At 68.0% G+C, this 21,718-nt stretch carries 28 protein-coding genes and 2 tRNA genes; 21 read left to right on the top strand and 9 right to left on the bottom strand.

What is annotated here, in order from left to right; translation table 11 throughout:
• Positions 1-15: 15 nt before the first annotated feature.
• Positions 16-408, top strand: coding sequence for an antibiotic biosynthesis monooxygenase (locus ABZV40_RS30995; protein WP_355449324.1), 393 nt, complete (start codon positions 16-18; stop codon positions 406-408).
• Here the strand turns inward: ABZV40_RS30995 and ABZV40_RS30990 are convergent.
• Positions 377-1,051, bottom strand: coding sequence for a tetratricopeptide repeat protein (locus ABZV40_RS30990; RefSeq protein WP_355449321.1), 675 nt, complete (start codon positions 1,049-1,051; stop codon positions 377-379). The genes ABZV40_RS30995 and ABZV40_RS30990 overlap by 32 nt on opposite strands.
• Positions 1,052-1,144: 93 nt before the next feature.
• On the opposite strand from ABZV40_RS30990, the gene ABZV40_RS30985 reads away from it, so the two are divergent.
• From ABZV40_RS30985 to ABZV40_RS30965, 5 genes are all read left to right on the top strand, one after another.
• Entirely contained in the window at positions 1,145-2,530 is a 1,386-nt protein-coding gene (locus tag ABZV40_RS30985; RefSeq protein ID WP_355449420.1) for a glycine--tRNA ligase, read from the top strand.
• 83 nt (positions 2,531-2,613) lie between these two features.
• On the top strand, positions 2,614-3,315 hold the full coding sequence (locus ABZV40_RS30980) for a hypothetical protein (RefSeq protein ID WP_355449319.1): 702 nt from the start codon (positions 2,614-2,616) through the stop codon (positions 3,313-3,315).
• Positions 3,312-3,632, top strand: a complete 321-nt coding sequence (locus ABZV40_RS30975) for a type VII secretion target (protein ID WP_355449316.1) — start codon at positions 3,312-3,314, stop codon at positions 3,630-3,632. Before ABZV40_RS30980 ends, ABZV40_RS30975 begins: the two co-directional genes overlap by 4 nt.
• Positions 3,629-4,396, top strand: coding sequence for a hypothetical protein (locus tag ABZV40_RS30970; RefSeq protein WP_355449313.1), 768 nt, complete (start codon positions 3,629-3,631; stop codon positions 4,394-4,396). Before ABZV40_RS30975 ends, ABZV40_RS30970 begins: the two co-directional genes overlap by 4 nt.
• Positions 4,396-4,893, top strand: a complete 498-nt coding sequence (locus ABZV40_RS30965) for a hypothetical protein (RefSeq protein ID WP_355449310.1) — start codon at positions 4,396-4,398, stop codon at positions 4,891-4,893. Before ABZV40_RS30970 ends, ABZV40_RS30965 begins: the two co-directional genes overlap by 1 nt.
• On the opposite strand, the gene ABZV40_RS30960 is transcribed toward ABZV40_RS30965, so the two are convergent.
• Complete coding sequence (locus ABZV40_RS30960) at positions 4,883-5,560, bottom strand: serine hydrolase (protein WP_355449307.1); 678 nt, start codon at positions 5,558-5,560, stop codon at positions 4,883-4,885. The genes ABZV40_RS30965 and ABZV40_RS30960 overlap by 11 nt on opposite strands.
• Before the next feature lie 235 nt (positions 5,561-5,795).
• The gene (locus ABZV40_RS30955; protein WP_355449304.1) at positions 5,796-6,527 is read right to left on the bottom strand and encodes a peptidase E; all 732 of its coding nucleotides are present in this window, start codon (positions 6,525-6,527) and stop codon (positions 5,796-5,798) included.
• A 61-nt stretch (positions 6,528-6,588) separates the two neighbouring features.
• Between ABZV40_RS30955 and ABZV40_RS30950 the strand changes: the two genes are divergently transcribed.
• From ABZV40_RS30950 to ABZV40_RS30935, 4 genes are all read left to right on the top strand, one after another.
• Entirely contained in the window at positions 6,589-7,254 is a 666-nt protein-coding gene (locus ABZV40_RS30950) for a YdcF family protein (RefSeq protein ID WP_355449301.1), read from the top strand.
• The gene (locus ABZV40_RS30945; protein ID WP_355449298.1) at positions 7,254-8,492 is read left to right on the top strand and encodes a deoxyguanosinetriphosphate triphosphohydrolase; all 1,239 of its coding nucleotides are present in this window, start codon (positions 7,254-7,256) and stop codon (positions 8,490-8,492) included. Before ABZV40_RS30950 ends, ABZV40_RS30945 begins: the two co-directional genes overlap by 1 nt.
• 244 nt (positions 8,493-8,736) lie before the next feature.
• Positions 8,737-9,744, top strand: coding sequence for a serpin family protein (locus ABZV40_RS30940; RefSeq protein WP_355449295.1), 1,008 nt, complete (start codon positions 8,737-8,739; stop codon positions 9,742-9,744).
• Positions 9,745-9,823: 79 nt separating this feature from the next.
• Positions 9,824-10,342 carry a Scr1 family TA system antitoxin-like transcriptional regulator gene (locus ABZV40_RS30935; protein WP_355449292.1) on the top strand — a complete coding sequence of 173 codons (519 nt, stop codon included), beginning with the start codon at positions 9,824-9,826 and terminating at the stop codon, positions 10,340-10,342.
• On the opposite strand, the gene ABZV40_RS30930 is transcribed toward ABZV40_RS30935, so the two are convergent.
• The gene (locus ABZV40_RS30930) at positions 10,339-10,518 is read right to left on the bottom strand and encodes a hypothetical protein (RefSeq protein WP_045310960.1); all 180 of its coding nucleotides are present in this window, start codon (positions 10,516-10,518) and stop codon (positions 10,339-10,341) included. The two genes, ABZV40_RS30935 and ABZV40_RS30930, sit on opposite strands and share 4 nt — an antisense overlap.
• Positions 10,519-10,612: 94 nt before the next feature.
• Between ABZV40_RS30930 and ABZV40_RS30925 the strand changes: the two genes are divergently transcribed.
• Entirely contained in the window at positions 10,613-11,182 is a 570-nt protein-coding gene (locus tag ABZV40_RS30925; protein ID WP_355449289.1) for a carboxymuconolactone decarboxylase family protein, read from the top strand.
• 4 nt (positions 11,183-11,186) lie between these two features.
• Positions 11,187-11,999 (top strand): class I SAM-dependent methyltransferase, encoded by an 813-nt coding sequence (locus ABZV40_RS30920; protein WP_355449287.1) that lies wholly within the window; start codon positions 11,187-11,189, stop codon positions 11,997-11,999.
• A 12-nt stretch (positions 12,000-12,011) separates the two neighbouring features.
• Here ABZV40_RS30920 and ABZV40_RS30915 read toward each other — a convergent pair whose 3' ends face one another.
• Positions 12,012-12,299 carry a hypothetical protein gene (locus ABZV40_RS30915; RefSeq protein WP_355449284.1) on the bottom strand — a complete coding sequence of 96 codons (288 nt, stop codon included), beginning with the start codon at positions 12,297-12,299 and terminating at the stop codon, positions 12,012-12,014.
• 116 nt (positions 12,300-12,415) lie between these two features.
• Complete coding sequence (locus tag ABZV40_RS30910; protein WP_355449281.1) at positions 12,416-13,276, bottom strand: sigma-70 family RNA polymerase sigma factor; 861 nt, start codon at positions 13,274-13,276, stop codon at positions 12,416-12,418.
• Positions 13,277-13,310: 34 nt separating this feature from the next.
• On the opposite strand from ABZV40_RS30910, the gene dnaG reads away from it, so the two are divergent.
• From dnaG to ABZV40_RS30895, 3 genes are read left to right on the top strand one after another with little or no spacing between them, the layout of a single operon-like run.
• Positions 13,311-15,200, top strand: a complete 1,890-nt coding sequence (gene dnaG, locus ABZV40_RS30905; RefSeq protein ID WP_355449278.1) for a DNA primase — start codon at positions 13,311-13,313, stop codon at positions 15,198-15,200.
• A complete protein-coding gene (locus ABZV40_RS30900) occupies positions 15,200-15,691 on the top strand; it encodes a hypothetical protein (protein ID WP_355449275.1) in 492 nt (163 codons plus the stop codon). The genes dnaG and ABZV40_RS30900 overlap by 1 nt, the downstream gene beginning before the upstream one ends.
• Before the next feature lie 40 nt (positions 15,692-15,731).
• Positions 15,732-16,472 carry a trans-aconitate 2-methyltransferase gene (locus tag ABZV40_RS30895; protein ID WP_355449272.1) on the top strand — a complete coding sequence of 247 codons (741 nt, stop codon included), beginning with the start codon at positions 15,732-15,734 and terminating at the stop codon, positions 16,470-16,472.
• A 6-nt stretch (positions 16,473-16,478) separates the two neighbouring features.
• Here ABZV40_RS30895 and ABZV40_RS30890 read toward each other — a convergent pair whose 3' ends face one another.
• Complete coding sequence (locus ABZV40_RS30890; RefSeq protein WP_355449270.1) at positions 16,479-16,748, bottom strand: hypothetical protein; 270 nt, start codon at positions 16,746-16,748, stop codon at positions 16,479-16,481.
• 143 nt (positions 16,749-16,891) lie between these two features.
• Here ABZV40_RS30890 and ABZV40_RS30885 point away from each other — a divergent pair.
• A tRNA-Asn gene (locus ABZV40_RS30885) sits at positions 16,892-16,964 on the top strand.
• 89 nt (positions 16,965-17,053) lie between these two features.
• Here ABZV40_RS30885 and ABZV40_RS30880 read toward each other — a convergent pair.
• Positions 17,054-17,968 carry a site-specific integrase gene (locus tag ABZV40_RS30880; RefSeq protein WP_355449417.1) on the bottom strand — a complete coding sequence of 305 codons (915 nt, stop codon included), beginning with the start codon at positions 17,966-17,968 and terminating at the stop codon, positions 17,054-17,056.
• A gap of 68 nt (positions 17,969-18,036) precedes the next feature.
• Here ABZV40_RS30880 and ABZV40_RS30875 point away from each other — a divergent pair, with 68 nt between their 5' ends.
• The 4 genes from ABZV40_RS30875 (at position 18,037) to ABZV40_RS30860 (ending at position 21,044) form a co-directional block, all read left to right on the top strand.
• Positions 18,037-18,387: an NUDIX hydrolase gene (locus ABZV40_RS30875; RefSeq protein WP_355449267.1), complete on the top strand. Its 351-nt coding sequence runs from the start codon at positions 18,037-18,039 to the stop codon at positions 18,385-18,387.
• Positions 18,388-19,440: 1,053 nt separating this feature from the next.
• Positions 19,441-19,608 carry a YegP family protein gene (locus ABZV40_RS30870; RefSeq protein WP_355449264.1) on the top strand — a complete coding sequence of 56 codons (168 nt, stop codon included), beginning with the start codon at positions 19,441-19,443 and terminating at the stop codon, positions 19,606-19,608.
• Between the two features lie 140 nt (positions 19,609-19,748).
• On the top strand, positions 19,749-19,919 hold the full coding sequence (locus ABZV40_RS30865; protein ID WP_355449261.1) for a hypothetical protein: 171 nt from the start codon (positions 19,749-19,751) through the stop codon (positions 19,917-19,919).
• Positions 19,920-20,186: 267 nt separating this feature from the next.
• Positions 20,187-21,044, top strand: coding sequence for an oxygenase MpaB family protein (locus tag ABZV40_RS30860; protein WP_355449259.1), 858 nt, complete (start codon positions 20,187-20,189; stop codon positions 21,042-21,044).
• Here ABZV40_RS30860 and ABZV40_RS30855 read toward each other — a convergent pair.
• On the bottom strand, positions 20,999-21,460 hold the full coding sequence (locus ABZV40_RS30855; RefSeq protein ID WP_355449256.1) for a GNAT family N-acetyltransferase: 462 nt from the start codon (positions 21,458-21,460) through the stop codon (positions 20,999-21,001). The genes ABZV40_RS30860 and ABZV40_RS30855 overlap by 46 nt on opposite strands.
• Positions 21,461-21,546: 86 nt before the next feature.
• On the opposite strand from ABZV40_RS30855, the gene ABZV40_RS30850 reads away from it, so the two are divergent.
• Positions 21,547-21,621, top strand: a tRNA-Ile gene (locus ABZV40_RS30850).
• Positions 21,622-21,718 lie beyond the last annotated feature (97 nt).

Raw genomic sequence — 21,718 nt, 5'->3', positions numbered from 1 at the left:
TGCCATCCTTGCACCGTGCTGCTCGTGTGCCGTTTCCGCGTATCCGAACCCGAGGCTTTCACCTCCCGGGTCAGGCGGGCGTTGGAGCTTCTGACCGCTCAGCCGGGGTGCCGCGGGGGGACGCTGGCGCGGTCCACCGACGAGGACGACCGCTGGGTGCTGACGGTCGAGTTCGAGTCCGTGGTGGCCTACCGGCGCGCGATGTCGCCGTTCCCCGTGCGCGAACACGTCGTTCCGCTGCTGTCCGAGGCGCTGACCGACGAGCCCGCGATGTACGAGCCGACGTTGACCAGCGCGAACGGTGAGGTCGAGGAGCACACGAGCCTGCTCGCCGAGGACGCGTTCACGGTGCGTCTCGGCGAGGCCGCCGGACCGGCTACCCCGCGGCGATGGTCTCCATCTCCTTGACCCACTCCTCGTGCGAGTCGTGGGGGAGGAGCTCGAGGGCCCGGCGGGCGGCCTGGGCGGCTTCCTCGGTGCGGCCCAGCGCGTGCAGCGTCTTGGCCTTGCCGCTCTCCGCGTACGCCTCCGGGGTCTTCTCGAAGGCGTCCAGAGCCTCGTCGAACCGCTCGTTCTCGAAGTAGTACCAGCCGAGGTTGTTGTGCAGCGGGCCCAGCCACCGCGACAGCTCCGGGTTCGCCTCGACGAGCTCGAGGCCCTGCCTGGTCCACTTCTCCGGGTCGTCGACCAGTGCCGCCATGTGCGCGGCGTCGACCGCGAGCGACAGGTCGCCGCGCGTCTTGGCCAGGATGAACGCCGCCACGAACAGCGGTTGCGCGGCCTCCGGATCACCACCTGAGCGGTGCAGCCTGCCGCGTTCGAGCAGCACGCGCACCCGTCCGGTGGAGTCGGGGACGACGAGCGCCTCCGCCTCGTCGACGAGGGCGTGACCTGCGGCGAAGTTGTCCCGCAAACCCTCGACGCGGGCGAGCTGGGTCAGCACCTCGGCACGCTCGTCGTCGGTCTCGACGTTGCCCAGGAACGCGCGGAACCTCGCCTCGGTGCCGTCCAGGTCGGCGAAGTCCCACAGCTCTCGCAGCCGGTCTTCCATTCCTGCAGGGTAAGGCTCCGGTCGCCCGTTCGGGGCGCAACGTGACGGGCTAGGCTTGAGCCCCCGATTCTCATTCCCCCGATGGAGTTCCCGTTGGCCGCCGATCGCATCGATACCGTTGTCAGCCTCTGCAAGCGCAGGGGGTTCGTCTACCCGTGCGGGGAGATCTACGGCGGTACCCGCTCGGCTTGGGACTACGGACCCCTGGGCGTCGAGCTCAAGGACAACATCAAGCGCCAGTGGTGGAACTTCATGGTCCGCGGCCGCGAGGACGTCGTGGGCCTGGACTCTTCGGTCATCCTGCCGCGTGACGTGTGGGTCGCCTCCGGTCACGTCGAGGCGTTCGTCGACCCGCTGATCGAGTGCGAGTCGTGCCACAAGCGGTTCCGCGCGGACACCCTGTCCGAGGAGTACGCCGAGCGCACCGGCAAGGAGGTCGCCGAGGGCGACGTGTCGGACGTGCCGTGCCCCAACTGCGGCGTGCGCGGTCAGTACACCGAGCCGAAGATGTTCAACGGCCTGCTCAAGACGCACCTCGGTCCGGTCGAGACCGAGGAGGGCCTGCACTACCTGCGCCCCGAGACCGCGCAGGGCATCTTCACGAACTTCCTGAACGTGCAGACGACCTCCCGCAAGAAGCCGCCGTTCGGCATCGGCCAGATCGGCAAGTCGTTCCGCAACGAGATCACGCCGGGCAACTTCATCTTCCGCACCCGCGAGTTCGAGCAGATGGAGATGGAGTTCTTCGTCGAGCCGGGCACGGACGAAGAGTGGCACCAGTACTGGATCGACGAGCGCACCCGCTGGTACACGGACCTGGGCATCGCGAAGGAGAACCTGCGGCACTACGAGCACCCGCAGGAGAAGCTCTCGCACTACTCGAAGCGCACCGTCGACATCGAGTACCGCTTCCAGTTCGGCGGCCAGGAGTGGGGTGAGCTGGAGGGCATCGCGAACCGCACCGACTACGACCTCACCACGCACTCGAACGCCTCCGGCGTCGACCTGTCGTACTTCGACCAGGCCACCAACTCGCGCTACAAGCCGTTCGTCATCGAGCCGGCCGCCGGCGTCGGCCGCCCGATGATGGCGTTCCTGCTGGAGGCCTACGTCGAGGACGAGGCCCCGAACGCCAAGGGCGGCGTGGACAAGCGCGTCGTGCTGAAGCTCGACAGGCGGCTGGCGCCGGTGAAGGTCGCCGTGCTGCCGTTGTCGCGCAACGCCGAGCTGTCCCCGAAGGCCCGCGACCTCGCCACCGCCCTGCGCCGCCACTGGAACGTCGACTTCGACGACGCCGGCGCCATCGGCCGCCGCTACCGCCGCCAGGACGAGATCGGCACGCCGTTCTGCGTGACGGTCGACTTCGACACCCTCACCGACCACGCCGTGACGGTGCGGGAGCGCGACACGATGTCGCAGGAGCGGGTGGCGATGGACCAGTTGGAGTCGTACCTGGCCGCACGCCTCATCGGCTGTTAGTTCCGTTCGCTGCCCCCGTTCGGCCCATTCTCGCTACGCTGTCACGCAACGGAGTCGATCCGTGACATCTCGTAGGGGGAGTTTTGGGCGAAGACGACCGCAGGTGGGGATTCGAGGAAGCGGAAGACTGGGAGTACGAGGCCGGGCGGCGGTCTGCACCGCCGCCCGCCGCCCAGCAGGCGAACGACGACGCGGACGCGTGCGTCGGCACGGATGTGAGCGGTGCGGTCTCCGTGATCGCCGAGCTCGACGGCTGGGTGCGCGCGGTCCGGCTCGACGCGCGGTGGCGTGACAGCCTCGACCAACGAGCCCTGGACGCGGCCGTGCTCAGCGCGGCGAACAACGCGACCATGGCGGCGTTGTCCCGCTCGGTGGAGGCGCAGGGGGATCTGACGGCGATTGCGCCGGCCCCGGTTGACGGCACGGTGGACGAGACGCCGTTCACCCGCGAGGACGCGCTGCGGCTGTTCGACGCCGTGAACGCCGAGCTCGCCGCGTTCACCAGCAGCCTCGACCAGGCGGTGAACGTCACCGCGCAGGCCGAGAGCCGGGGCGGGCACGTCCGCGGCACGGCGCAGTCCGGCCGGATCATCGGTTTCGAGATCGACGACCGCTGGGTGTACGCGGCGCCGAACCCCGAGATCGAGGGTGAGCTCACCGAGGTGCTGCGTGCGTTGCACGACCGCGGCACGCCCGCGTCACAGCCGGTCGGACCGGCCATCGCGGAGCTGCAGGCACTGGCGAGTGATCCGGCGAGGCTGCTGCGGAAGGTGGGTCTGCGATGAGTGACATCAAGGTCGCACTGGAGGCGATGCGCGCGGACGCGGGCCTGTGGTCGGCGGCCGCCGACAACGTGCAGGGTCCGCAGAGCGCCATCGGAGGGCTGACGCTGACGGGCCACGACCTCTCCATGTGGGCGGTCGACCGCGGCCTGGACCGCACGTACGAGAACGCGCGTGTCGTGCTCGAAGACCTGCTGCGGCAGGCGATGACGGCGTTCCACGGCCTCGGCGACAGCCTGAGGGCCGCCGCCGACACCTACGAGCGCGAGGAAGACGCGAACCTTCACCAGATGAACCGGCTCACGGGGGAGCTCAAGTGACCAATCCGCTGGTGGTGCAGGCCAAGAGCAAGGCAGACGAGGTCGACCGGAACCTCCGCCGGTTCTTCGAGGTGGTGAACGCGACGCTGAGCTGGGTGCCCGGCCCGTTGAAGTGGATCATCGAGAGGGTCGAGGAGGGCTTCCGGATCATCAACGTGAAGATCGCCGAGTTCTGGGACCGGGTGAACCAGCTGTTCGAGCAGCCGGGCGACTCGGACCGGCTCCGGCAGGTCGGCACCGGATGGGTCGAGCAGGTCGGCAACAAGCTCGGCGACATCGCGGGCACGATCACGCTCGACAAGATGCGCACGAACGTCGAATGGGAGGGCAGGGCAGCCCGCGCCTACACGGCGACGGTGCCGCCGCAGTCGCAGGGCCTGAACTCGGTGAAGGACGTCGCGAACCAGATGCGCGCGTCGCTGAACAGCCTGGCGAACTCGATCGACGCCTTCTGGATCGCGATGGGGGTGGCGCTGGCGACGTTCGTCGTGTCGGCGATCGGTGCGATCGCCGCTGCCTGCACGGTCGTGGGCACACCCGCCGCGGTCGGTGCCATCGCGGGCGGGCTGACCGTCGCCATCGGCATCATCGGTGCCACGGTGATGGCGCTGGAGTCGCACACCAACACGATCGAGACCGAGCAGAACGCGATCATGCAGAAGATCCACGACATCGGCCGCGAGTGGACCATGCCGAACGTCGGTGACATGAGCGATGCCAGCGTCACCGACGGCGACGGGTCGGACTGGAAAGTCGACCAGTGATGATCATCGGCCAGGGGCCGGCACCGCAGTGGGTGTGGGTGTCCGCCGCACGGGTTCAGCGGATCAGGACACGGCTGGCGGTGACGGGCCTGCCGCTCATCGGGATGGCGCTGGTGTTCGGGATCGTGCTCGTCGCGGTCGGCCTGAACCTGCCGTCCGCCCACAGCCCGATCAACGTGATCGGCGTGATGATCGCCGGCATCGGCGCGTTCTGGGGAGTCCTGTCCGGGTTGAGTCTCGCGACCGCCCGTTCCTGCGCGCAGGGCGAGTTCGTCGACGTGAACAACGCTCGCCTGGTCCGGCGACTGCTCGGAGTGTGGTGGGGAGGGGCGATCTTCTGCGCGATGGCTGCGGGGTTCGCCGAGGTGATGTCGCTGCGCGACGAGGTGCCGTTCGCGGTGGGGTCGGCGGTGTACCTCGCGGTGCTGGTCCTGCTCGTGGTGCTGGGCGGGGTCGCGTTCTTCACCGCGCGCCGCGTGTTTCGGGTCAGTTGTTGACGCCCAGCTTCACCAGGAGTGCCTTGGAGACCGCGTTGACCGACTGGCGGGCGGTGGTCCAGGAACCGGTCGGGCTCGTGGTGAGGACGGCGACGGCGTAGCGGTTGTCGAGGACGCCCGCGCTGTGCAGGTAGACGTCGCTCGGCAGGTAGAACATCCAGCCCTGCTTGGCGTAGGCGCCGGAGACGCCGAGCAGGCCGAACTGCTGGTCGAAGCCGTCGGCGGCGGTGGCCTGGGCCGACGACAGGTCGGCGACGATCGTGTCGCGGACCGGCGAGCCGAGGATGTAGTGGTAGAGGCGGACCATGTCGTTCGCGGTGATGACGACCTCACCCCACTGCGACGGGTCGTCCGGGGCGTGGGTGCCGGTGAGGCCTGCTTCGGTGGCGACGCGGCCGATGGCGTCCATGCCGTCGAACCTCTCCCACAGCACGTCCATGGCGTCGTCGTCGCTGACGCTCAGCGCGCGGTGGATAAGGTCCTGGTCCTCTTCGGACAACGGCTGTTGCAACGCGTCCGCGGCGAGGATCAGTTTCGCCAGCGACGCCGAGTAGAACGGCTTGTCGCCCTGTCCCGAGACGACCTGGCCGGTCTGCAGGTCCATCACGGCGAAGCCGACGTCGGAGTTGCCGCCCGCTGCGGCGATATCCGATATATCAGCGGGCAATATATTGGATACTGCGGACGGTGGCGTCGTATTCGATGTACCGGGGCTGGTATGCGATACATCGGATCCAGTATCCGATGTATCAGGCGCCCGGTCGGTGTCCAGAACGTCAGGACCGCGCGATACATCAGCGGACGGTGTCGCGTGCGCATGGCACGGAGTGGCGTCCGGGATCACGAAGACGGCCGCCGCGAGGAAGAAGATCAGAGCCCAGCGCACACGTCCAAAATCCGTGTCACAGGAGCCTGGTGTCGAGCTTTTCCTCCTGAGCGGTTGCTGAAGACTCTTCCCTGGTCACGACGTAGGCGCCGGAGCCGCGCCGTTCCGACACCGCCTCGACGAGCTCGGTGCCGCGGTAGAGCAGGCCGACGCCGTCGTCGGTGCAGTACGTCGTCGGCAACCGGCCCGCGGCCACCGCCTCGTGGATCTTCGGGCGGCGGGTTTCCTCGGAGTCGTAGTGCACGCCGTTGCCGTAGGGCAGGAAGCCGAGGCCGTTGGTGACGATCCGCAGCTCCGGACCGAACGAGTCGGTGGCGCCGCCGACGTGCCAGCAGATCGAGCCCGCCGACACGCCGCTGAGCACCACGCCCGCCTCCCACGCCTTGCGGAAGACCGCGCCGAGGCCGTGCACCTCCCACACCGCGAGCAGGTTGGCCACCGAGCCGCCGCCCACCCAGATGACGTCGTGGGACAGCACGAAGTCCTCGAGGTCGTCGGTCGGCGGCATCGTGAAGAGGTTCAGGAACGAGACGCCGATGCCCGCGAGGTTGCCCGCTTCGGCCATGTTCGCGTTCATGTGTCGCTGATCGCCTCCGGCGGTGCCGACGTGGCAGAGCCGCGGTGCGCGACCTTCCACACCGGCCAGGTCCACCGCGAAGTGGATCAGCTTGCCGAATTCGACGAAGGTCCGGTGGCCGGCGCGCAGGCCTCCGGACGTGGCGAGGATGGTGGGCTGCTCAGCAGGCATGACGATGATCCTCGCAGGGGCGTCAACGCGCCGTTGCGCCGGTTCTGGAACCATGCTTGGAGTGCGAACCCCACCCCTCAAACCTCTGGCCAGGATTCGTCGGATCGTGCTGCGCCTGTTCTTCGGCGCACTGGTCGTCGGTGTGCTCGTGGTGGGCGGCACGGCGTTCCGCGTGTGGCAGGTCGCGCGCGTGGACGACTGGACGAAGGCCGACATGGCGGTCGTCCTGGGTGCCGCGCAGTACAACGGCGTCCCGTCCGACGTGCTCGAAGCCCGGCTCGAACACGCGCTCGGCCTCTACAAGGCGGGCGTCGTGGGCTACATCGCCACGACCGGCGGCCGCCAGCCCGGCGACAACTTCACCGAGGGCCAGGTCGGCAAGCTGTGGCTGGTGAAGCGCGGGGTCCCGGAGAACCGCGTGCTGCAGGTCGGCGAGGGCGCGGACACGCTCGGGTCGCTGCGGGCCGTCGCCTCGGTCGCCCAGGAGCGCGACCTGAAGACCGCCGTGATCGTCAGCGACCCGTGGCACTCGCTGCGCGCCCGCACGATGGCGGAGGACGCCGGTCTGCGCGCGTGGACGTCGCCGACCCGCGTCGGCCCGAACGTGCAGACCCGTGAGACGCAGTGGTTCTACATCAAGCGCGAGACTGGAGCGCTGCTGTACTACCGCCTGATGAAGGCGCACGCCGGCGTGTTCGACGAGCTCAAGCTCCCTAAAATCGGGTGATGGGATACACCGGCCACGACGCGGAGCGCCTGCTCCCCGAGGAACCCAAGAGCGCCGCGCTGCCGGGTGCCCGCACCGACACCCGCACGCCGTTCTCCCGCGACCGCGCCCGCGTGCTGCACTCCGCGGCGTTGCGCCGGCTCGCGGGCAAGACCCAGGTCGTCGGTCCCGGTGAGGGTTCCGAGGTCACCGGTGTCCCGCGCACCCGGCTCACCCACTCGCTGGAGGTCGCGCAGATCGGCCGAGGCATCGGTGAGGAGCTCGGCTGCGACCCGGACATCGTCGACACGGCCGGCCTCGCGCACGACATCGGCCATCCGCCGTTCGGGCACAACGGCGAGAGAGCGCTCAACGAGCTCGCCGGGCCGTGCGGCGGCTTCGAGGGCAACGCGCAGACGTTCCGCATCCTCGCCCGCCTCGAACCGAAGACCGCGCACGGGCTCAACCTCACGCGCGCGGTGCTCGACGCCGCGACGAAGTACCCGTGGACGCGCACGCCCGGCATGGTGAAGTTCGGCGTGTACGACGACGACCTCGACGTGTTCGAGTGGATGCGTGCGGGTGCACCCGACCGTGAGCGTTGCATCGAGGCGCAGGTGATGGACTGGGCCGACGACGTGGCGTACTCGGTGCACGACGTCGAGGACGGCGTTCTGGCCCACCGCATCAGCCTCGGCGCGCTGGCCAGTGCCGACGAACGAGCCGCCATCGCGTCGCTCGCGGCCAAGACGTTCTCCGACGAGTCCGTCGCCACCCTCGAAGCCACCGCGGAGGAGCTGCTCACGTTGCCGGTCATCGCCTTCTGGACCGAGCACGAGTACGACGGCTCGCTCGGTGCGCAGGTGGCGTTGAAGAACCTCACCAGCGAGCTGGTCGGCCGGTTCGCGAACGCGGCCGTGACGGCGACCCGCGAGGTGCACGGCGACGGCGCGCTCACGAGGTACAACGCGGCGCTGGAGGTGCCGCGTCAGGTGGCGGCGGAGGTGGCGCTGCTCAAGGCGATGGCCGTCCGGTACGTGATGAGCGACCCGGCCCGTCTCGCCATGCAGGCCAGGCAGCGTGAGCTCATCGCCGACCTCGTCACCCGGTTGATGGAACGGCCGACGTTGCTCGACCCCGCGTTCCGCCCGGTGTTCGCGGCGGCTTCCTCTTATGCCGCAAGGCTTCGCGTTGTCGTCGACCAGGTCGCGCTGCTCACCGACGCCCAGGCCGTGGCCCGGCACCGCGCATCGGCGTAGCTTCGAGGGCATGGCGGACGAATCCAGACCGCCGGGCCGACCGTGGCCGTGGCGGAAACCGAGCAGGGAAGCCGTGCCGGCGGGCTTCCCGACCGAAGACGAGGGGGACGACGGTTCGGCCGGTGTGCGCGAACCCCGTTACCCCAAACCTCTCGGGCCGATGGGAGGAGCGGGGGAGCGGCCCGTCCCGGAAGATCCGATCATGGTGTCACTGCCAGACCCACGTCAGTAGGGGAGATTCTCCGTGACAGATCAGGCCGACTTCGCCCTTGCCGTGCACCGCGTCGCCGTACCTGATCCGTCGCGGAACGCGTGCTGGTCACCGTTCTCGGTGGCCAGTGCGCTCGCGCTGGCCCGCGAGGCCGCGCGCGGCGAGACCCGTGCCGAGCTCGACGCGTTGCTCACCGGCTTCGACGCCTCCGACTCCCTCGACGTCCCCGAACTGGCCGTCGCGAACACGTTGTGGGCGGACGACGACCTCACCCTGAACCCGGGCTTCTCGCTCACGGAGTCGGTGCGGCGCACGGCGTTCTCCGATCCGCAGACGGTCCGCAAGCTCGTCAACACCGACGTCGCCGAGACCACCCGCGGCCTGATCCCCGAACTGCTGACGAGCCCGCCGCCACCGGACGCCGCGGCGATCATCGTCAACGCCCTGTACCTCAAGGTGGGCTGGCTGAACCCGTTCGCCGCGGGGGAGACCGCGCCACAGCCGTTCCACGCACCGGGCGGCGACGTGGACGTGCCGACGATGAAGGTGACCGAGAAGTTCCGCTACGCCCGGCACGACGGCTGGCAGACGGTCGTGCTGCCCGCGGCGTCCGGTGTCGAGACCGTGGTCCTGCTGCCGGACACCTCACTGGACCAGCCGCTCGAGAAGTCGGTGTTCGACGCCACCAGCCGGGTGAACGTCGAGCTCTCACTGCCCAAAGTGGACGTTCGGGAGAAGTTCCAGCTCAAGAACGTGTTGGAACGGCTCGGAGTCCGGCGCATGTTCGCGCGGGACGCCGACTTCAGCGGGCTCTCGCCGGACGAGCGGCTGTTCGTCGACGACGTGATCCACGAGGCCGTGCTGCGCGTCGACGAGGAAGGCCTGGAGGGCGCGGCGGCCACCGCCGTGACGTTCCGGACCGTGTCGTTCGAGATCCCGACCGACCCGATCGTGGTCACCGTCGACCGGCCGTTCCTGCTGGCGGTGCGGCACGCGCGGTCGAAGGCGATCTACTTCCTCGCGCAGATTGCCCGTCCGTAACCGTTTTCCGGCCCTATTCGCCCTGATGGGCGAGCGTTTCGCGCGGCGAGATCATGATCACGCCTTTACCGTTCCAGGCATGACCCAGCACGGTGCCGGCGAGCAGCTCGTCGTGCTCGCCGCAGCAGGCGCCACGCGGATCACCTGCTTCAGCGGCGTCACCATTCCCGTCCTCCTGCGGACCGAGTGCTACGCGAAGGCGCTGGCCGGCGCGCTGGGCCTCACACCGGCACCGGAGCTGCAGCGCGGCGGTGTGCTGCCGCCGTGCGTGTTCTTCATCCACGAGTACGCGTTGCGCACCGTGGTCGGGAACAACCGGCTCATGGAGGACCAGATCCTGCACCTGCTGTTCCACGCGCCGTCCATCAGGGTCGTGCCGGCCAGCGCGGGCGGGGCGGCGGCGGTCGGACTCGACTACACGCTGATCCAGTACGAGCACGAGCCGCCGCTCGTCTATCTCGCGAACTGGGCACTCGTCAGCGACGCGGCCACCGTCGAGCGGGCCGTGCTGGTGTTTCAGCGCATGCACGCCGTCGCGCTCGACAACGAGCGGTCGCGCGATCTGTTGATGGACTACGTGGCCGTGTACGACCGTTAGCTGGGGGTGTTGCGGCGCAGGAAGAGCCGCATGCCGTCCTCTCCGGGCAACGCGCACAGCAGCAGTCGGACGTTCTGGTGACGCACCGGCACCGCACACGAATCGCCCGCCAGCAGTGTCCCCGCCAGCAGACCGGCCGACTCGTGATCGATGTCCAGCACGAAGTCGTTGCTCATGCGAGGACCCTATGAGCTGCTCGCCCCGCAACCCAGTCACCCAAAGGTGTCACGTTCGCTGTCACGTTCGTGGACGCTGTCTCGTCCAGTGAGCATGACGAGGATCAAGGGAGTCACCAAGAAGGACGCCGGCCTGCTCACCAGGGCCGTGTACTGGTTCGCGCGGCGCGAGTTCGGGGCGGTGCCGGAGCCGGCCACGGTCCTGGCCCACCACCCGAAGGTGCTGATCGCGAGCGGCCGGCACGAGCTCGCGGTCAAGAAGGCGGTGAAACTTTCTGGTCACGGGCCGTTGTTCGAGCTGTGCGTCTACCGGACGGCGGTGAAGCTCGGCTGCTCGTGGTGCGTCGACTTCGGCGCGATGCTCATGAAGCACCAGGGCCTGGACATCGAACGGTTGAAGCACATCGACTCGTATGCCACCTCACCGCTGTTCACCGACATCGAACGCAAGGCGCTCGCGTACGCCGACGCGATCACGGACACGCCCGTCAGCGTCACCGACGAGCAGGTCGCCGAGCTGGAGAGGTTGCTGGGACGCAAGGAACTCGTCGCGCTGACCTACCAGATCTCGCTGGAGAACCAGCGGGCGCGGTTCAACAGCGCGTTCGGCATCAGGGACCAGGGGTTCACGAGCGGCGACGCCTGCCGCGTCCCGGCACACTAGACGGGTGGAGAAGATCACCCTGACGGGTGCCCAGGAGACCATGCTCGCCACGCTGTACGGCCGGGCGGTCGACAGCGGGCGGGCCGCGTCCGTGCTGCGCGACGACGAGGCGAAGCATGCCGTCGACCGCATCGACTACGACTTCGCCAAGACCGGGATGAACCTGACGAGCGCGGTCGGTGTCGCCATCCGCGCCAGGGTGCTCGACGACTGGACGCGCGAGTTCCTGCAGCGCAACCCGTCCTGCACGGTGCTGCACCTCGCGTGCGGCCTGGACACCCGCGCGCATCGCATCGAACGACCGGACACCGTGCGGTGGGTCGACGTCGACATGCCGGACGTCGTCGCGTTGCGGCACAAGCTGTTGCCCGAACCGTCCGGTGACTACCAGCTCGTGGCGTCGTCCGTGACCGAGGACGAGTGGCTCGCCGCCGTGCCCGCGGACCGGCCGACGGTGGCCGTGTTCGAAGGCCTCTCGATGTACCTCACGCGAGAGGAAGGCCACGCGTTGATCAGGAGGATCACCAGCAGGTTCGACAGCGGCGAGCTGCTGTTCGACGTCTACGGCTCGTGGGGGATCAAGCTGCAGAAGCTCGTTCCGGCCGTGCGCAACGCCGGGGCGACGCTGCACTGGGGCGTCGACGACCCGCGCGAGGTCGAGGCGCTGCACCCCGGACTGACCACTGTGGACGCCTGGCGCAGCGTGGACCTGCCGCACCTGGACGCGTTGCCCAGGTCCGGCAGGATCCAGATGAAGGTCGTCAGCGCCATCCCGAAGCTCCGCGACGTCGGGAAGCTGCTGCGCCTGCGGTGGTGATTTCCGGGGTGGTCACTCGATGACGAAGTCGAACCGGGCCGTGTAGCGGTTGCCGACGAGCGGGCTTAGCTCGACCGTGCAGTCGCGGTTGATGAAGCCGTCGCGCCGGTTCGGCGCGGCCACGTTCATCCCGTACGCCTGGAGGTTGTCCGGGAAGAACAGCCGCGTCGTGAGGATCGGGCCGTTCCGGGGGAGAGGAGCGCTGAACGCCTTGGTGGTGCCGGCGGCGGTGAGCGCGACCACGGTGGCCGCACCCGTCGCCGGGAACGCCCGGCGTGAGTGGTTGTCGTGTTCGGGCATGTTCGGACTCCGATGGTTGCAACCCGCGGCAGGGGTCTTGGGCTGACCAAACGGCTGCGAACGTTAGTGACCCGACGATGCCCGGAACCAGGGACGGTCCAGACCAAAGGCGCCGATCAGAGATCGATGTGGGCTAGTTTGTCCGGATTCGCGATGTCGTAGACGGCGAGGACCTTGCCGTCGTGCACGGTGAACGTCGTGACGCGGCCGGCCACGTCGCCCTGCGCCGCCATGACGACGCCGAGGTCGCCGTTGACCAGCACAGGCCGCATCTCCGGGAACCCGTACTTGCGCACGAGGCCGAGGAAGAAGCGGGCGACCTTGTCCGCTCCGGCGACCGTGTTGACCGCCGTGCGCGCCTTGCCGCCGCCGTCGCCGATCATCACCGCGTCCGGGTGCAACAGGCCCAGCACGGCGTCGATGTCGCCGCTCGACATGGCCTGGAGGAACTTCTCCAGCACCTCCTGCTGCTCGGCCAGCGCGGCGCGCGGAGGTGGCTCGGCGCCCGCGACGGCCTTGCGCGCACGGGAGGCGTGCTGCCGGGCGGCCTCGGGCGTGACGCCCAGGACGTCCGCGATCTCCGTGAACGGCAACGAGAACGCGTCGTGCAGCACGAACGCGACGCGCTGCTCCGGGGTCAGCCGGTCCAGCACGACCAGCGCCGCCATGCGCACGCCGTCGGACCGCACCACCGATGCCAGCGGGTCGTCGTCCTCGCCGGTGGTGAGCAGCGGTTCCGGCAGCCACGAGCCCACGTAGGTCTCCCGGCGCACGGCCGCGGACCGCAGCCGGTCCAGGCAGATGCGGCTGACGACGGTCGTGAGCCAGCCGCGGACGTCCCGGATGCCCTCGGCCGCCGAGAAGCGCAGCCACGCCTCCTGCACGGCGTCCTCGGCGTCGGCGACGCTGCCGGTCAACCGGTAGGCGACACCGACGAGATGCGTCCGGTGGAGTGCGAAGTCCTCGGTGGTGGTCACGTTTGTAAGTTTTACAAGGCTTACACTCGCTCACGTGGCAGGACGCATCAGGGAGAGCGACATCGCATTGGTGCGTGAGCGCAGCCGCATCGATGAGGTCGTCGGCGACCAGGTTTCGCTGAAGAGAGCCGGTGGAGGCGCACTCAAGGGGCTTTGCCCCTTCCACGACGAGAAGACGCCGTCGTTCAACGTGCGCCCGTCGCACGGCACGTTCCACTGCTTCGGCTGCGGCGAGGGCGGCGACGTGATCGCCTTCGTGATGAAGGTCGAGCACCTGTCGTTCGTGGAGGCCGTCGAACGGCTCGCGGACCGGGCGGGCATCCAGCTCACCTACGAGGGCGGCGGCGTCACGATCCAGCGCGACCGCGGCACCCGCAGCAGGCTGATCGAGGCGCACAAGGTGGCCGCCGAGTTCTACGCCGAGCAGCTCGCCTCACCGGAGGCGCAGGCGGCGCGCGAGTTCCTGGCCGAACGCGGGTTCGACGAGGCGGCGGCACGCCAGTTCGGCTGCGGGTTCGCGCCCGGCGGCTGGGACAAGCTCACCAAGCACCTGCTGGGCCGCGGGTTCGAGCTCACCGAGCTGATCAAGTCGCAGCTCACCAAGGAGGGCAGGCAGGGGCCGATCGACCGGTTCCACCGGCGGCTGCTGTGGCCGATCAAGGACATCGGCGGCGAGGTCGTCGGGTTCGGGGCTCGGCGCATCTTCGACGACGACCCGATCCAGGCGAAGTACCTCAACACCAGCGAGTCGATGATCTACAAGAAGTCGCAGGTGCTGTTCGGGCTCGACCAGGCCAAGCGGGAGATCGCCAAGCGCAAGCAGGCCGTCATCGTCGAGGGCTACACCGACGTGATGGCGATGCACCTGGCCGGCGTGCCGACCGCGGTCGCCTCCTGCGGCACGGCGTTCGGCACGGACCACATGAACGTGCTGCGCAGGCTGCTGATCGACGACGACGTGAACGGCGAGGTGATCTTCACCTTCGACGGCGACGAGGCCGGCCAGAAGGCCGCGCTGAAGGCGTTCGAGGGGGAGCAGCAGTTCTCCGCGCAGACCTACATCGCGGTCGCGCCGGACGGCATGGACCCGTGCGAGCTGCGGCAGGCCAAGGGCGACGTGGCGGTGCGCGACCTGGTGGCGCGGCGCACGCCGTTGATCGAGTTCGCGATCAAGGCGCAGCTCAAGGCCTACGACCTCGACTCGGTGGACGGACGCGTCGAGGCGCTCAAGAAGATGGTGCCGTTCGTCGCGCAGATCAAGGACCGCGCCAAGCGCGACGGTTACGCGACGCGCCTGGCCTGGTGGGTGGGCTGGGACGACGAGGCCATGGTGGTGCGCCGGGTGCGTCAGGTCGCCGGCGGCAAGACGCCGGTCGTGGCTGCTCAGCGCGTCGACCCGAACCAGATGGCGCTGGGCGTGGAGGTCGACGGCCCGCCGCGGCCGAACCCGCGCGACCCGAGGCTGGTGCCCGAACGCGAGGTGCTCAAGGTCGCGCTGCGGCTGCCCGAGTACGCCGGGCCGCTGTACGACTCGTTGCCCGACGAGGCGTTCACGCACCCCGCTTACGTGGCGTTGCACCGCGCGATCCGCGACGCCGGCGGCGCGTCCTCCGGGCTCGCGGGCACGGCGTACCTCGACGCGATCTCGCAGGCCTGCTCGCACGCCTCGGTGCGGTCGGTGCTGACCGAGCTCGCGGTGGAACCGCTGGCGGTCAAGCAGGACGACGAGTTCCGCTACGTGTCGATGGTGATCGCACGGCTGCAGGAGGTGCAGGTCGGCAAGCAGATCGAGGACGTGAAGTCGCGGCTGCGCCGGCTGTCGCCGATCAAGGACGCCGACGAGTACCGGGCGCTGTGGGGCGACCTGGTGGCGCTGGAGGAGTACCGCAAGGCGCTCCTGCAGCAGAGCGCTGGAGTGCTGTAGTGGGGTTGTTCCGCCGCTTGTTCGGCTCCGGCGCGCCGGACGGGTTCACCGGGTCGCTGGAGCCGGACGAGACCGTGATCGCGTCCGCTCCCGTGCAGGACGGGCACCTCGTCGTCACCTCGCTCGGGCTGTGGGTGCCCGGTCCCAAGCGGATCGGGTGGCACCTGATCAGCAAGGTGAAGTGGGAGGGCGCGCTGCGGGTCGTCGAGGCGCGGGAGGCCGGCGCGGAAGGTCCCGTCGTGCTGCTGGAAGACCTTCCCGCGCAACGGTTCGCGGTCGAGGAGCCCGGCCGGGTGCTGCGGGCGATCAGCCAGCGCGTGGAGAGCTCGATCCGGCACCGGGAGCGCGTCGAGTCGCCGGGTGTGTGGATCCTGCAGCGCAAGATCCCCGGTCAGGACGGGGTCGTGTGGCAGGCGCGCGGGGACGCCGGGGTGGATCTCCCGGACGTGCGCGTGGCTGTTTCCGCGTTCGTTTCGAGGCTGTCGCACTGAAGGGCTGACGGGCTAGCAGTACGCGTGTACTGTTAGCCGTATGTGGGATCCGGCGCAGTACCTGGCCTTCGCCGATCACCGGGCGCGGCCGTTCTACGAGTTGATGGCACGCGTGGGGGCTTCGGAGCCCCGTCGTGTGGTGGATGTGGGCTGTGGGCCCGGAAACCTGACCGTGTCGCTGTCCTCGCGGTGGCCTTCCGCGGTCGTGGAGGCGTTCGACTCGTCGGTCGAGATGGTCGAGGCCGCCCGTGCCGCGGGTGTGGACGCGCGGGTCGGCGACGTGACGACCTGGGAACCGTTGCCGGACACCGATGTCCTGGTGTCCAACGCGGTGCTGCAGTGGGTTCCGTCACATCCCTCGATCGTGGAGAAGTGGGCGGCGGCGCTGCCTGCCGGCGCGTGGCTCGCGTTCCAGGTGCCCGGCAACTACTCCGACGCGTCGCACCGGTTGATCCGCGAGGTCGCCGGACCGTCGTTGGCGCACGTCTTCCGGGCGGAGAAACCCGTGCTGGACCCCGTGGAGTACGCCGAACTGCTGGCCGGCTGCTCCTCTGTGGACGCCTGGGAAACCACGTACGTGCAGCGGCTGTCCGGACCCGATCCGGTGCTCGAATGGGTTACCGGCACGGCGTTGCGACCGGTGCGCGCGGCACTGTCCTCATCGGACTGGGAGGCGTACGTCGCCGAGCTGGCACCGCGGCTGCGCGAGGCCTACCCGCAGCGGGCCGACGGCACGACGTGGTTCCCGTTCAGGCGGATCTTCGTGGTGGCCCGGGTGTGAAGATGATCACGCCCGAGGGGTGACGGGTCGCCCGTTGGCCTCCTCCTGGTGCCGCCACGGAGCCTTCTCGGCGGCCTTCTCCGCGGCATCCACGGCGAGGTCTTTTGCCTGGTGAGCGGCCTCGAACGCCTTGTCCTTGGCCTGGCTCGCAGTCCTGCGCACCGTGGGGTTCTCCGTGATCCGGTGCCAGAGCCTGACGATCTGGTCGTAGCGCTCCCGCCCGGCCTTGGCGCCGAGCACGTAGCCGACCGCCATGCCGACCAAGATGCCCTTCATGGGGTCTCCTCTCGCATTGTGGCTGGTCAGAGGCCATTTAACCGCAAAACGGGGGGTGCCTGCAGAACCCGTTTTGAGGCTCATGTAGAGTTACCCACTGTCAGGAGGAACCAAGCCTGACAGGCAAGACCACAACAGAACATTCCCCCATAGCTCAATTGGCAGAGCATGCGACTGTTAATCGCAGGGTTACTGGTTCGAGTCCAGTTGGGGGAGCGTAACAGCAGGTGAGGCCCCGTCCCTAGTGGATGGGGCTTCACCTCGTTTTGGGATTCGCATGCTTTACCCACTCCAGTGGGCGCGACTCACTCGGGTGTGACCACGGCCTCCAGGACCTTCGCGGCGCCCGTCTTGGCGACCTTGCGCTTGAAGTAGTTGTCTTGGGTCATCGAGACCTTGGCGTGTCCGAGCTGGTTGGCGGCGGCCCGTGCACTCAGGCCGGCGTCGTCCATCATCGAGGCCACCGTCTTGCGGTAGACGTGGCTGGTAACCCAGCCGTAGTCCGCCGCCGTGAACGTCTCCTTGAGGTCCGCGTTGGTGTTCGACGGGTCCCGCAGGCTGCCCATCGGCGCCGTGAAGATCGGATCATTGGGCTTGGCGTCGGCCGGACGTCGGCGGCGGAGCATCTCCACGGCCCAGGACGGCAGTTCGAGCGTACGGTATCCCGACTTGCTCTTGGGCTTCGGCTTGAGCACCAGTCCGACGCCCACGACCCGGATGACGATGGCCCGGAGCTCCACCGTCCCGGCGTCGAGGTCCACCGCGCCCCATACGATGCCTGCCGTCTCGCCGATGCGGAGCCCGGTCGCCAGCATCATGTCCGTGAAGTCCGGCAGGTCCCGGCGGACCGCGACCGGGTCAGCGGCGACCTTGGCACGCAGATCCTGAGCCTGGTTCAGCTCCAGAGCGCGAGCCGACTTGTACGAGCCCTCGATCGTCCGCACGGTCCCGCACCGGGTTGTGGTCGAACGCGTCGTGGCGAGCACACCGCTCAGAACCGTGCGGGTCATCTTCGCCACCGCGTTGCCGTGCTTCTCGGCCGTGTTCTTCACCACGCGGTCCACCCTGCAGACCGTGACCTCGCACATCCGCAGTTCGCCGATGGCGGGGATGATCTGCTGGTCCAGCCGGTCGCGGTATTGCTTGCCGGTGTTCGGCGACTTCTTGCCGGACTCAACCTCATATAGCCGACCGGGAACGGTGATCTTGATGAGCGGCACTCCCAAGCACTCAGTCAGCATCGCGGGGGTTGCCGTCGACGCCGAGAACCGAGTCCTCGTCATCCGGCGTGCCGACAAACGACCACTGGGAGTTGCCTGGAGGCGTCCTCGAACTCGATGAGTCCTTTGAGGACGGTCTACGCCGAGAGGTTCTTGAAGAGACTGGTGTCTCCATTGGTGTGGACCGACTGTCCGGCGTGCACAAGAACCTCACGCGTGGGATCGTCGCGCTCGTGTTCCGGTGTCACCTGGTTGGTGGTGCGCCACATGCAACGGATGAGGCCAAGGACGTGCGGTGGATGACACGCTCGGAGGTCAGTGCGTCCATGGACCCCGCGTTCGCGGTGCGCATCCTCGGTGCGTTCGGGCCGGAGTCTCAGGTACGTGCCCATGACGGCGTCAACCTGATCAACGTCTAATCCCACCTGATTGGCCGTGCAAACCCTGTCCGCGGCCCACGATCATGGAACCTTCAGCCCTCACTTGGGAGGTCGTTCCGTGGTGGATGTGTCAGCGCAAGCTCGGTTCGACATCACGACTGGTCATGCCAGCGAGCCAGCCTGGTCAGAACAACTGGACCTGATTCGCAAAGCAGGAGCGCAGTTCGATCGCGACACTAGGCAGTGGTTCCTCCTTGTCAGCCTGGACGATCTGCCACTAGATCGAATCAACATCTTGTTCGAAGCAGCATCCCGGTTCGGAACCCGCGTGGTGCTCCAGCAACTCACGTAGACCGATCTCGTAACTACCGCTGCGATGGCAGTGTCCAGAGTTTCTTCTCTTCATCAAGGCGGCCCCTGCGGGGCCGCTCAGGTCGCCGCTCCATCCCCGTTCGGCAGGGGCTTCACGGCCTCATCTCTTTGTCGCCGGGCAAGCGGGCGGGGCCCGGCCACCCGCCCGCACCCGGCGACGGAGGCAGGCCTACCCCGACCGAACGGGACAGCAACCCGACCGGCCCCACAGCCACCGCGAGAGAATGACGTTTCCGACGGGGTCCCCGCGCCCGTGTCCCGACATCGTTTAACGCCTGGACGCCGGCGCAAAGAGCGCTACGCGTCGCTACGCGATGGCCTACGGCCACTCTTGACACCACCGTCCAGCCGCTAAGCGCAGCAGGGACAAGGGAACGGGGAGGTGTGGTTGCTGATGCGTCTCTGAAGGTCGGTCGCGAACTCTCCGAACGAGCACCTTGCGTGCAAGCAACCGCCATCCGCGAAAAGTTCAAGTGATTTGCATCACAAATATTGGTCTAGACCCACTAGGCCATTCGAGTGACTTCCATGCGTGTAGTCCCTGGCCAGGATCGTCCAGTACGGACGGTCAATTTTGCATATGTGCGCAACAAATGCCTCCAGTGCCCCACATGTAGGGCCGAACACGAGTTCGACCAGTTGATCCAACAGGGTGCGCATGGTCAAATTTTGGTTACGCGCAGAACACGGCGCGTGACCTACTACAGAAGCGAGCCCTTGATGAAGTTTCCGATCTTGAAGTCTACCAACGGCCAGTGGTTCTTCCGCATCGTCGCGAGCAACAGCAACGTTCTCGCGCACAGCGAGACCTACTGGAACAAGGCGGATGCGCGGAGCGCCGCCCAGACGATCATCAACCAGGCTGGCAGCGGCCAGATCGTCGAGTAGAACTCCGCCTTAACGCGAAGCCCCGCCTTCCGAGGTGCTGCGAACAGCTCGGACTGCGGGGCTTCCACCAAGGCTACAACCTTTCGCCGAACCCGCAGTCAAGTCGAGATGAACTTGAACGATCCGTTTGAGGAGCGCACGTGGCAGTAGAAGTCGACTACAGGAGCACGACGAAGACGCACAACGAGGCTGTGGCGATTCGCGTCCACGATGGCCACCTGTTCCTCCTGGACTCGCCCAGGCCGGACGCCGACATCTTGGGTGCCTATGCACCCCAGCAGTGGAGCAGGGCTCGCGTGGTGACGAGCTGAGGGCGAGTCAAGGGAAGATCATCTCCGCACTTTACCCTTGCCAATCGGCGCGAAGTGACGCGAACTGTTGCCGGATTCCCTGCTGTTGAACCGCCGATACGCGCAGTTCACCACAGGTGAGGACCAACGACGACAAACGTCGAAAGATGTCGATCTTAAATCGCAGGGTTACTGGTTCGAGTCCAGTTGGGGGAGCGTAAGCCACTAGGCCCCAGTCATCCGACTGGGGCCTAGTGCTTTGTCGACACTTGGGTCAGCTTTGGGGGCATGGCCCGCTTCTCGAACCTCCGCCGCATCACCTCGCTGGACCCCGTCACCGACCACGAGGAGATCATGCGGATCTCCGCGGGCCTGGAGTTCCCGTGGGACTACCAGAAATCGCTGGAGCTCGCCCTGTTCCGCACGTACTGCGTGCCGTCGATCTCGGGCCTGCTGGAGCGCACTGGCGAGTTCGAACGCCGCCCGCAGAAGCGCTACGACGACACCGCCGTCCTCATGGCCGAGCTCGTCGAGCACGGCTACGACTCACCACGCGGCCGTGAGGCGCTGCGCGTCGTGAACCGGCAGCACGGCCGTTACGACATCTCCAACGACGACATGCTGTACGTGCTGGCGACGTTCATCTACGACCCGATCGACTGGCTTCTGCAGTACGGCTGGCGCCCGTTGACGCGCACCGAACAGCTGGCGGCGTTCCACTTCTACCGCGCGGTCGGCGCCCGCATGGGCATCCGGGAGATTCCGGGGGACTTCGACGCCTACCGGGCGTTCAAGTCGGCCTACGAGCAGGAGCACTTCGTTTTCGCGCCGTCGAACCGCCGCATCGGCCAGTACACCCTCGACCTGTTCTGCTCGTGGTACCCGTCGGTGCTCGCGCCGGTCGTCTCCCGCGCCGTGGTCGGCATGCTGGACCCGTTGATGGTGCGCGCGTTCGGGTTCACCGCGCCGCCTTCGTGGGTCGGGGCGGTGGGACGGCTGGCGTTGCGAGCACGAGCCCTGGTGGTGCGCCGCATGCCCGTGCGCCGGTCGTTGAAGCTGACCCGCGCCCGCAACCGCACCTATCCCGGCTACCCGGACGGCTACCGGCCGTCGGACCTCGGCGCGACCTCCAGCACCGCGCGCTGACCGTTGAGGGTGAAGCCCATGGCCTTGAGGAACTCGTTGCCGGGCTTGAAGTCCGTGAGGCTCACGTGGACGTGCGTCACGCCGGGATAGCGCTGCGTGAGCGCCTTCGCCATCTCGGTGCCGATGCCCCACCGCCGCAGGTCGCGCGGCACCAGGAAGAACCCGACGGTGGCGTGCCCCGGCTCCGGGTGGTCCACGACCAGGTCCACGAACCCGATCATCCCCTGCGCCTCCGCGACCAGCAGGTGCTTCTGCTCGTCACGCGCACCCTCCGGCAGCGCGTAGAAGAGGCTCTGCACGTCACCGGGCCCGGACGGATGACCCGTGGCGGCCTGGAACCAGTCGTCGCAGTCGGCGAACAGCCGCAGCACCTCGGGCTCGTCCGCCGGGGTGAAGTCGCGGAGGGTCAAACGCACGCGTGCAGCCTATGTGTCGCTCGCCACGGGGGCGCGCAAGACCCGTTCGGCGTGATCGGTATCCTCCACCACACAGCGTGAGCCGGGGGGAAGTAGCTCAGTTGGTCAGAGCAGCGGACTCATAATCCGTCAGGTCGTGGGTTCGAGCCCCACCTTCCCCATTCCGCTCTGGGCGAGGTGTGTCGACGGAAAGCGTCGACCGCCTCGCTCCATTGTGTTTCGCTTCGCTCGGCCGTCCGGGTGGTGTGCAGGAGGTTC

It is taken from the genome of Lentzea sp. NPDC004782, from assembly GCF_040609115.1.
Taxonomy (GTDB): Bacteria; Actinomycetota; Actinomycetes; order Mycobacteriales; family Pseudonocardiaceae; genus Lentzea.
This window is presented reverse-complemented; position numbering and strand designations above follow the sequence as displayed.